The following is a 10,056-nucleotide window of genomic DNA, read 5'->3' as shown; positions in this document are numbered from 1 at the left end:
CCCTTCGGGGAAGCCCGAGCTTGGCCGATTTCTTCGTTGCTCCTCGGTCACATAGCTACCGCTATGCTCCCTCGTCGCGCCTCGAACTCGCCTCAAGCTCGGGCCTCCAAATTGATCATATTATTACTTGACAGGGCCTAACAGCAAGGTATAGCTCGGGTCTATCTTGGAGTGGAACTCCCTCAAGGCCCTGAGCTCCATGATCTCCGGCGCCGCGCTGAAGCTTCGGCCGTAGAAAAAGCAAGGATGGCTCTCCCCGTACAAGCCCTCGAGGATGGAGCAGAACCTGTCATAGCGCTCCCGCGCCAGCTCTAGGACCGTGGCGTTGAAATAAAGCACCGCGGGCAGGGCAAGATCGAGGCGGAAGCCCTCATCGAAAATCGAGGAATAGTCCAGGACCTGCTGGCCGCCGAAGCCCTGCGCCTCGGGGGGCAGGGCCTGCGCCGCCAAGGTGTTCATCGAGGATACGGCGGCGAAAACCCGGTAGTCCGCTCCCACTGCGCGGCATTCCTGGATGAGGCTTGCGGCCAGGCCTCCGCAGACCAGGGGATGGCCGCGGGTGACGAAACCCACGGTCATCCCGGGCTTGATTTTGCGGAATATCGCCCGAGTCCAGCGGTAGTCGGCGCCGCGGACGTCGAACATGGTCGGCTCGCATGCGGGCGCCAGCAGTCCCAGGAGACCCGATATCTCGAGTTCGGAAAGGTTGTTGAATACGAAGTCGCAGGCCTGGATGGCGCGCCAGGTCTCGATGCTGGCAGTGTACGGGGGATTGATGCCAAGGCCGCAGATGTAAAGCCGGGCCCTCCCCCTTTTCGGCGCGGGCTTGGGCCCCGAGCCGGCGCGAAGCCCGCGGGCCAAGGCCAGGTGGAACCCGACCTTCAGCCCGAAACCCGGATCGCCGGTCCGGGCCATGGCGCTCTCGAACTCCGCACAGGCGCGCGCGCAACGCCGCCGCTTGAGCCAATAACAGCCCTTGAGAAAGTCCGCCGCCGCCTCTTCCCGCGCAGAGGCGGCGGCCAGTTCCTTCAAAAGACCGGAAAGCTTTCCTGCCGCTATGCGCTGGCGCGCCTCCTCGAGGGCCACGCCCAGGTCGCCGGGGGCGGCCTTGCGGGCCAGCCCCAGGTCCGCGAGAGCGGCCGTAAAATCCCCGCGATGGGCCTCGACCATCCCCCTCCCCAGGAGGGCTTGAACGTTCCCGGGCTCCAGCTCCAGGGCCGTGGAGAAGTCGGGCACGGCCAAATGATAATGCCGGCGACACACCTGCAGATGAGCCCGGCGAAGATAAAACTCTGCTTTCCCCCCATCGGCCGCGATCGCGCTGTTGACATCCGCCAAGGCCCGGGGGATGTCGCCCATTTCCTCATGCAGGCGCGACCTCTCGAGGAAAATCCAGGCGGCGGGTTCCCTTTTCAGGGCCTCGGCCAGCTCCCTGAAGGCGGCGGCCTTGTCCCCCTTGAGGCCCAGGATTTTCGAGGAGAGGACGCGGGCGCCGCAGTTTTCCGGGCCCGAAAGCGTTCGCGCGGTCTTAAGGGCGGCGTCAAGGTCGCCCGAGCGCATCTGCGCGGCCAGCGCCTGGATATCCTCCTCCGCGGCTTCCAGGCCCAAGGCCCGGATGGCCCCCTCGAGCTCCAAGTCACGCGTCATTCTTTCACCCAAGACGGGACCTCCTTCTGGCTGTTTTGCGCCTCGGCCCCGAGCCGGCCCACCTTGGAGCGCGCATCCTGGCGCGCCGCCAAGTAGAGGACGGCGCTGCAGGAAATGCGGCGGAAGCTTGCTCCCAACTCCGACACGGGCGAGATTCCTGGCTTGCCGGACGGAGAGCCGCACCACAGCACAGGGTGGGCGGCGGGATATTGAGACGCGATCCAAGCCGCGCAGCGCTCGAAGGCCTTTCTCTCGATCGGGGGAGTGAAGTACACGACCATGGGCCAGTTCGGGTTGGTTTGAGCCCGTCCCTCGGCCAAGTAGGAGTAGTCGAAGGACTGCACTCCGTAAATGGTGGTCCCCAAGGTCTCCCCGGCCTCGGAAAGAGCCACGCCCGCGGGAGAGATGGCGCCGAAGGTCTTCCAAGCGACGCCGCGCTTGCCGCACTCCGCGACCAGCCGCCCGGCCGCCGAGCCCCAATAGAAGGGATGGCCCAAGGTCGCCCAGGCCGCGGTCCTGCCGTCCTCCAGGCGTTCCAGGATCTCCGAAACGGCCCGAGCCTCGCCCGGGCCGGAAGGCGGGACGGCTTTGAGGCGGCCTCCCTTTTTCATGAACCCCGCGAGATATTTCAATTGCCGCGCGTCCAGGCCCTGGACGAAGGCAACGGAGCTCTCCCCCAAAGCCTGGAGAACCTCCATGGTGGCGTGGGCCTCCGGATCCACTCCCAGGCCCAGCAGAAACAGACGCCCCGGCGCAATCCGAAGGCTCACCGGGTCTCCTCCAAAAGTTTGGCGACTTTCATCCTTTCCTCCTCCGGAAAAAGACCCGGATCCATGTCCAGGGCTTTCTTGAAATCCTCGATCTGCCCCTCCCAATCCCCGGCGGCCTCGCGCAGGAGGCCCCGAACGAGGTAGGCTCGCCCGGGCGGGTCCGGAAGCTCCATGACCCTGGCGATGTCCCGCGCCGCCCCCGGCGCGTCTCCAAGAGACAGGGAGATTTCGGCCATCAGGAGAAAGGCCTCGGAAAATCCCCGGTCGAGCTGAACGGCCTTGCGCAAATCCTGCAGGGCCTCCCGCGGCAAGCCCAGGTCGCGCTCGATGCGGGCTTTCTGCACCAGATGGGAAACCGTGGTGGGAGCCAGCTCCACGACCTTGGCGATGGCGCCGAGGGCCTTCTCGAGCTCCCCGGAGGCCGCGTAAATCTCGGACAGGATTTTATGGGGAGCCCAAAGACCGGGCTCAAGGACCGCCGCGCGCTCCAGGTCCGCCCGAGCCTCCGCGGCTAGGCCGAGCTCTCGCTTGGCCCAGCCCCGCCAAGACAGGGCCAGCGCGTTGCCGGGGTCGAGGCTCAAGGCCCGGTCAAGCTCGGGCACTGCGGCCGCGGCCTCGCCATCTTGAAGAAGGGAGTGCCCCTTCCAAGCCCTCAGCCACGGGTTCTCCGGCTCCCGGGCCAGCGCCCGGTCGAGGTCCGGCCCATGCCAGACGTATTTCGGGTCGGCCCTGAAAGCGTGATTCAAGTCCTCCACCGCTCCCGCGCGGTCGTCGAGGCCGGCCCTGGCCCGGAAGCGCTCGTAGAACGAGAATAGGTAATGCGGGTCCAAGGCGACAGCCGTGTCGAGATCCCGGCGCGCCTCCTCGAATCTGGCGGCCTTGTTGAGCACCCCGCCACGCCACGCGTAGGCGAAGCTGTACCACGGCATGAGCTCCACGCAGCGCTCGAAGTCCGCCAGAGCCTGCGAGGCAAGGCCGAGGCGCGCGTAAACCGCCCCCCGCCAAGAGTAGATCCAGCCGCCCGAGCCTGCGCACAGAGCGATGGCCCGGTCGAATTCCTCAAGGCCCGAGCGTCCACCCATTAAGTTGTTCTTGGCCCGGGCCAGCACCGCCAGGATCCAGGCGCAGTCCGGCGCCAAGACCGCGGCCTTCTCGTAGTCCGCCAGTGCCTCCTCGTACATGCAGAACTTGGGATCGCGCTTAAGCTCCGCCCTTTCCGCGTGATAAATCGCGGAATCGGGGCTCTTCTCGATCACCTGGTCCAGAGCCTCCAGGTAGGCCTGGGGATCGCCCCAATCCTTGCGCCCGTTCAACTCGCAGAACAGGTAGGAGCCTTCCCCCTCCAGGTCGCAGTTGCGGGCTCGGTGGAAGAACTCCACGGCCCCAGCCTTGTCTCCCAAATAGTAGCGGGCCCGGCCCGCCATATCGTAGCCGGCCGGGACCCCGGGATCCGCGGCGATTGCGGCCTCGGCCTCCTGAAAGGCGAGGGCATGGTCATTTTTCTTGAGGAAGGCGTGGTATCTCAGGAAGTGGGCGAGGTAGGAGCGCCCGGGCCTGGCCTCCAGGAAGCGCAAAAGCTCGTCCAGCGCCTTGTCCCAGGAAAGGGCATTCAAATGAAGAAGGCCTTTCCAAAGGCGGGGCCAGGCCGATTGAGGATCGAGGACCAAGGCCCGGTCCAAAAGAACGCGGGCCCTTCCCGGCTCGGCGGCCAACAGGAGCTCGCCCAACCACGCCGCGGCCGCGGCCGTTTCCCGGGCTTTCAAGGAGCGCTCGAGAAAAACCTCGGCATCCCCGCGCCGCCCCATCAGCCGGAAAACCCTGCCCTTCAAGGCGAGGACCTCCGGGGTCTCCCTTTCGCCCGCCAGGTGGTCCAAGGCCCGGGCCAACTCCAGGCGGTGCACCGCCTGGAAATTGAAGAGGCGCTTGAGTCCCAGGCCGTGCCCGGAATACCAATCGTAGCTTTGGTCCTCCCGGCCCGAGGCCCGGCTGTGGGTCTGGCGGGCCTCGAGGACGTCCGAATGGCCCAGCGACTCCAGGAGTTCCTCGACCTCTCGCGCGCTCATGGAATGTGAAAAATAGCCGAAGGGCTAAGGCGAGCCCTCATCGCGGCCAGCTCCGCCGCGGAGCAGGCCAGCGGCTCCTGCCCCACCACATGGTCGAAAACCAGGCACCGGCGCTCGGGGCCGCGCGAGGCCGCGAGTCTGCGGCACAGGGCCTCGTAATCGCGGCCCGACATGCGCATGTCGAGAAACACCGTGAGCGGGCCCTCCGAGTCCGGAACCTCCCCCGCCGCCGAGCTGTCCATCACGGCAGCGGCCCTCCAGGGCCGGGCGGCCGCGAACTTGGCGGCAAACAGCTCTCCTGAGCTTACCGCCGGCAGGCAGCGGCAGGAAACGCCCGCCCGGCGGCAGCGGGCCATTAGCTCCGAGCCGAGCGGGCCGTAGATCAAGGCGTTGCCTCGGGTCACGAAACCCACCGCTTTGCCCAGGCGGACCTCGGCCATGATCTCATCGGAGAGCCGGCCCTCGTCCGCGTTCTGGTGGTAGGCCAGGGGCCTGGAGTCTCGGCAAAAGGGGCGCAGGAACTCGAACATCTCGTCGCCCATCACGTTGTTGAAGACCACGTCGCAGGCGCGGATCTCGCGCAGGCACTCGGAGCTCGCCGTGTAGGGCGGATCAACACCCAGGCCGATCAGGCTCAGCCCCCCGCCCGGCCGCGCCCGGCCCTGAGCCGAGAAGACCCCGGCGGCCGCGCGATAGAAGGATGCCTTTTTGGAGAGCACCGAGCCCTCCGCGAGCCTCTCGGCCGAGAGAAACTCCCGCCCTGCGCTCTTGAAACGCCCGGCGCAAAGCTCAAGGTATCCGAGACAAAAGCGGGCCAAGGCGCGGTCAAGAGCCGGAGCCCTGCCTCCTCGGAGAAGAGACGCCGTCTCGGCCCGAGCTTGCCTGGCGCGGCCGAGCAGGATCAAGAGCTGGATGCGCCAAGCCTTCAAATGGGGGTCTTCGTTCGCGGCGGCGGAGATCTCGCCGTCCTGGAGCGCCTTGGCCAAATCGCCCCCGGCGGAGTAGGCCTTGGAGCGGTCGAAGAGGATAGCCGTGTTGCCTGGATCGAGAGCCAGGGCCCGGCCGTACTCCTCGGCGGCCAGGGCGTACTCGCGCCAGCAGACGTGGAGGCGGGCCTTGAGGGCATGGTGCGCCGGGCTCGGCTTAAGCCGAGCGGCCTCGTCCGCGTTTTCGATGGCCTGGGGCAGCATCCCGAGGGTCTCAAAGACCTTGGCGAGCTCCGCGCGAGTCCACGCCGAGGGCTTGGCGGCCGCGGCCTCCTCGAGCATCCTCCTAGCGCCCGAGAAATCCCGCGTCCTCTGGCAAAGGCCGAGGCTCAAGGCCAGGGCCCATTCCTCTCCCGGGCCCAGACGCCGGCACCGGGCCATGCTCGCCAACGCATCCTCCAGGCGCCCGGCCTGCGCCTGGGCCAAGGCCCTCACGGCGTGGGCCGAGGCCCTTTCCCCGGTCTTTAAAAATGCCGCGGATTCGCGCTCGGCCGAGGCATGCTCTCCCGAGGCCAGGAAAACGCAGGCTCTGAAAAAATAAACCCACGGGTAGTCCGGACGCCGCCGGCGGGCCTGGTCCAGGATGGCGGCGGCTTCTTGGATTTTTCCGGAAAGAATGAGGCACTGCCCGAGCCAAGCATGAACCGGCCACTTCGTGGGCGAGGCCCGGGAGAGCGCCGTGCGCGCCTCGGCGAAGCGTCCAAGACACATCAGGACCTTGCCCTTCAGGGCCGCTAGATCTCCGGAGCATCCCCCAATATCCGCCTCGAACCGGGCGATCTTGGAGAGGGCCTCTTCATAGCCTCCCGCCTCCCGCGGGATTTCGGCCAGGCAGCGCACGTTCTCGGCCTCGCCGTCGAAGCCCAAGGCCTCGAGCTCGGCCTCCAGGCTCACGAGCTCAAGCATTTCAGCCATTTGGGGAAAAAATCGAGGAGAGTGGGATAGCGGGCCCGGTTGTTCTCGTATTCCTCGAGGGCGGCCGCGAGCGCGTCCTGGAACACGTAGCCGTTGAGGCGATCCTCCTCGGCCAGGGCCTCTTGGGCCTTGGCGCCGCGGCGCCGCAGGAGAATGCGCTGGGTCGCGGCGCGGACCATGTGCTCCGAGACGCAGTCACTCCAACTCTTGCGCTTGGCCCCGGGCCCCACGCGGGCGTGCAGGGGGTGGAGGGCCTCGACCTCGTCCTCGTAGAAGCCCCTCCAATGATCCACCGCCAGGTGCAGGAGCTCGTGCCAGCCCTTCCAAAGAAGGCGGTCTCGGCGGTAGGCTCTTTCGTAGGCCGGCTCCGAGCTCAAGGGGCAGACCACGCTCCTGGCCCCGCGGGAGCCGTCGTTGAACTCCAGCAGCGCGTCCAAATCCACGTCCCTGAGCAAGGTCGAAATCACTAGGTCGTAGAAGGCGCCCAGCTCCACCCCGATGTAGGCCGAAACGGTGTCGCAATAAGCCTCCCCCTCCACCACGGACCTTGCCGGCGCCGCCCAAGACTCGAAGAAATCCGATGAGGACCGGAAAAACTCCATGTAATCGGACCTGACCACGAATTCCCGTATGCGGCGCAAGAGCTCCAAATCCTCCCCCCTGTGCCAGGCGGTGGTCCTGACCGCAAGCCGGGGAGGCTCGGAAAGGCCTAGCATCATCTGCGTGATTCCCAGCCAGGGAAAATTCCTGTTCCCGGAGGCCTCCGCCACGCCCCTGAAGCTCTCAAGGAGGGCCTCGTCCACGAACGGAGAAAAGCGCTCCAGCACCCGATCCAGGAAGGACGGGTCGCAGGAGGCGCGGTTGAACACCGCGGCGGGAGCCGGATCACGGGTGAGAAGAAGCTTCAAGAGGCCGGCCAGCTCGACGCACGGGTCCACGCCCGCGCGTCCGAGGTCCCCGCCCCGGCGGGGTCGGGGTGGACGGCCTTGACGGAAGGGTCCGGAGGGAATATCCTGCGGCTTTTGCCACTCCAGTCTCGGCGGCTGGCAGAAAGGGCCCGAGAACTCCACCCTCCAGCACCCCGCCGCGTCCAAGCGCTCGGCCGAGGAATTCGACATCCGCCGGCGCAGCCCGCGTATCCTTTCATAGGCGAAGCCCCCATCCGCCCTCAGGGCCTGCCCGAGGTCGCTCAAGGCTCCCTCTGCGTTGCCGCGCAAAAGCCGCAGCTGGGAGCGCAGCAAGAGCCCCCGGGCGTCGGCGGGCCTCAAGTCCAAGGCCAGGCGGGAATCCTCCTCCGCCTCGGTAATCCGGCCCATGGCCAGCCCCAGCTCGGCCTTGTTCAGGCGGTAGGCGAAGTTATCGGGGGCCAGCTCCAGGGCCTTGGCGAGCTGCGCCCCGGCCTCTTTGCAGTTTTCCAAGGCCGCCAAAGCCCTGGCCTTGAGGCCGAGGAGCTGGGCCCGGGACACCCGGTCCGGAGAAAGCTCCAAGGCCTTCTCCGCGTCGCGCAGGGCATTCTTGGGTTGCGCCGCGAGAATGCCAAGCCAAGCCTTAAGCGCCCAGGCCCGCGAAAAAGAGGGATCCGCGCCCAGGGCCGCCTCCAAATCACGGAAAGCCTCCTTATGGCGGCCGAGGCCGGCCAGAATCCCGCCCCTCCAAAAATGCAGCCAAGGCCCGGGCCCGCAGGCCGCCAGAGCCCGGTCCACTTCCCCGAGGCCGCGCTCAAGAGCGTGCGGACCCTCCCAGTCCTGCGTCCATGGAATGCGGCGGCCCGCGCGCGCGGCGCGCTCGAGGCTCGCCGCGGCGCCGCGATAGTCTCCCAGGGCCCGGCAGAGCTCGAAGCGCAGCTCATCGGGGTCGGGCGGGCGGCAGCCTTCCACCGCCCGTCCTTCCCCGGCCTCGGTCAGACCCACGACGCCCTCCAAAGCCTCGAGGGCGCGGGAATTCTCTCCGCTCCGCCGCAAGCACGCGGCCAGGGCCAACCGGCACAAGGCCGAGGAGGCATTGAGCTCCTGGGCCCGCCGCGCGTCGCAAAGCCCCTGCTCGACGCGATTCTGCGCCAAGCTCACCAGCGCCTTCTCGGCCAGAATCCAGGCATACTCCGGCGCCAGCTTCAAGGCTTGGCCCAGGCGCTCCTGGGCCTCGGCGAACCGGCCGGACTGGGCCAAGGCCTTGGCATGATATCCCAGCATCCAGGCGGTCCCCGGCTCGAGCTCCGCGGCTTTTTCGAGATCCTCGAGGGAGCGGGAATATTGCGCCACCACGGGAGTCCTCTCGGCCTCCGCCCTCAAGGCGTAAAGGCGCCCCGAGCGGCGGTCGAGGGCGATCGCATCGTTTAAAGCGGCCAGGGCCTCCTCGTGGCGGGCCTCAAAAAAAAGAGCGCGGGGACCCTCTCCGGCCAGGCTCCAGGCCGCCTCGGCCCGAAGCGGCAAGGCGTCCGCGCAGACGGGCGCCGCGGTCTTGGCGGGCATGCCTTCAAACCCCGGCGGAGGCGAAGAGCCCCGGGTCGCACTCCCTGGCCCGGCCGAGAGCCTCCTGGGCCTCCCCCGAACGCCCCAGCTTGTCGAGGACCATGGCCCGGCCGATATGAGCCCAGGCGTCCCGCGGACTGGAGGCCAAGGCCGCGTCGAATTCCGGCAAGGCCTTCTCGGGCTCCTCGGCCATGAGATGGGCCTGCCCCTTCCAGACCCGCGCCCGCGGAAAATCCGCGAACAGCTCGAGCGCCGAAGAGAGGCTTGCCAGGGCCTCCGGAAACCGGCCCTGCTTCAAAAAGAGCTCCCCTTTCCAGGCCAGGGCCCAGAAGCAGGCGGGATCCAGGGCGAGACAATGGTCGAGGTCCGCCGCGGCCCCGTCCAATTCCTCCCGACCGCGCCGCAAGCCCCCCCGCCAACCGTAAACCCAGGCCAGGGACTTGTCACGGCGCACCGCATCGGGCTCGGCGCCGAGGAAATCATAGGCGCATGAAAGATGCCCATCCACGCGCACGGCCTCAAGAAAATCCGCCAGACCCTCGGCCTTGAAGCCGAGCTCCCTCCTGGCCTCCCCCCGGAGGGCCAAGAACCACGCGCACGACGGCTGAAGGGCGAGGGCCTCGTCGATCTCCGAGATGGACTCCTCCAAGCGCCCCAGCTTGCGCAGGATCTCCGCCTTCCAGCCGCGCGCGTAGGGATCATTCGGGGATATCCGCCGGGCCTCGTTCACATCCTCCAAGGCACCGGCGCAGTCGCCGGAATGGCGCTTGGCCTTAGCCCGGACGATAAGGGCCCAGGAGTACGCCGGATCGGCGAGGGCGGCCGAGCCCGCGCTCGCGATCGCCCGCGCCCAAAGCCCCAGGCCCCGCTCTCCCTCGCTTTTAAGCACCCAAGCGGAAGCCGCGGAGGGATCCTTGGAAAGCGCCGACTCGGCGTCGTCAATGGCGCCTTGATAGTCCCCGCAATGTCTTTTCCCCTCCCCGCGGGCCACGAGGGCCTGAATATTTCCCGGCTCCGAAGACAGCCTCGCCGCCAGGTCGGAGAGAGCCTTCTCGTGCTCTCCCAGGCAGCGGTAGGCCTCGGCTCGCCGCTCCAGGGCGGCGGCGTCTTGGGGAGCCCGCCGCAAGCGGCGGGAGAGGAGCTCGACGGCCTCGGCGTGGCGGCCTTCTTTGAAAAGGCCGTCCAGTTCGGCCCTTGTCATTTAGGC

The 10,056-nt window shown here is 67.5% G+C and carries 6 protein-coding genes; all 6 read right to left on the bottom strand.

Annotation, left to right across the window (positions count from 1 at the left end; all coding sequences use genetic code 11):
- Nucleotides 1–123 precede the first annotated feature (123 nt).
- From HY921_02670 to HY921_02645, 6 genes are read right to left on the bottom strand one after another with little or no spacing between them, the layout of a single operon-like run.
- Nucleotides 124–1,647, bottom strand: a complete 1,524-nt coding sequence (locus HY921_02670) for a hypothetical protein (protein MBI5629771.1) — start codon at nucleotides 1,645–1,647, stop codon at nucleotides 124–126.
- Nucleotides 1,644–2,417, bottom strand: coding sequence for a hypothetical protein (locus HY921_02665; protein MBI5629770.1), 774 nt, complete (start codon nucleotides 2,415–2,417; stop codon nucleotides 1,644–1,646). Before HY921_02665 ends, HY921_02670 begins: the two co-directional genes overlap by 4 nt.
- Nucleotides 2,414–4,480, bottom strand: a complete 2,067-nt coding sequence (locus tag HY921_02660) for a tetratricopeptide repeat protein (protein ID MBI5629769.1) — start codon at nucleotides 4,478–4,480, stop codon at nucleotides 2,414–2,416. Before HY921_02660 ends, HY921_02665 begins: the two co-directional genes overlap by 4 nt.
- Nucleotides 4,477–6,381: a tetratricopeptide repeat protein gene (locus HY921_02655; GenBank protein MBI5629768.1), complete on the bottom strand. Its 1,905-nt coding sequence runs from the start codon at nucleotides 6,379–6,381 to the stop codon at nucleotides 4,477–4,479. Before HY921_02655 ends, HY921_02660 begins: the two co-directional genes overlap by 4 nt.
- Nucleotides 6,357–8,849 carry a DUF4932 domain-containing protein gene (locus HY921_02650; protein MBI5629767.1) on the bottom strand — a complete coding sequence of 831 codons (2,493 nt, stop codon included), beginning with the start codon at nucleotides 8,847–8,849 and terminating at the stop codon, nucleotides 6,357–6,359. Before HY921_02650 ends, HY921_02655 begins: the two co-directional genes overlap by 25 nt.
- 4 nt (nucleotides 8,850–8,853) lie before the next feature.
- On the bottom strand, nucleotides 8,854–10,050 hold the full coding sequence (locus tag HY921_02645) for a tetratricopeptide repeat protein (protein ID MBI5629766.1): 1,197 nt from the start codon (nucleotides 10,048–10,050) through the stop codon (nucleotides 8,854–8,856).
- Between the last annotated feature and the right edge of the window lie 6 nt (nucleotides 10,051–10,056).

It is taken from the genome of Elusimicrobiota bacterium (assembly GCA_016218575.1).
Lineage (GTDB): Bacteria > Elusimicrobiota > Elusimicrobia > UBA1565 > UBA9628 > JACRDN01.
Note: the sequence above shows the minus strand (reverse complement) of the source record. Positions and strands in the feature narration are given on the sequence as shown.

What these genes read in the sequence shown, in the direction of transcription:
- HY921_02670 (MBI5629771.1), bottom strand. Translation starts at nt 1,647, where the DNA reads ATGACGCGTGACTTGGAGCTCGAGGGGGCCATCCGGGCCTTGGGCCTG.
- HY921_02660 (MBI5629769.1), bottom strand. Translation starts at nt 4,480, where the DNA reads ATGAGCGCGCGAGAGGTCGAGGAACTCCTGGAGTCGCTGGGCCATTCG.
- HY921_02655 (MBI5629768.1), bottom strand. Translation starts at nt 6,381, where the DNA reads ATGGCTGAAATGCTTGAGCTCGTGAGCCTGGAGGCCGAGCTCGAGGCC.
- HY921_02650 (MBI5629767.1), bottom strand. Translation starts at nt 8,849, where the DNA reads ATGCCCGCCAAGACCGCGGCGCCCGTCTGCGCGGACGCCTTGCCGCTT.
- HY921_02645 (MBI5629766.1), bottom strand. Translation starts at nt 10,050, where the DNA reads ATGACAAGGGCCGAACTGGACGGCCTTTTCAAAGAAGGCCGCCACGCC.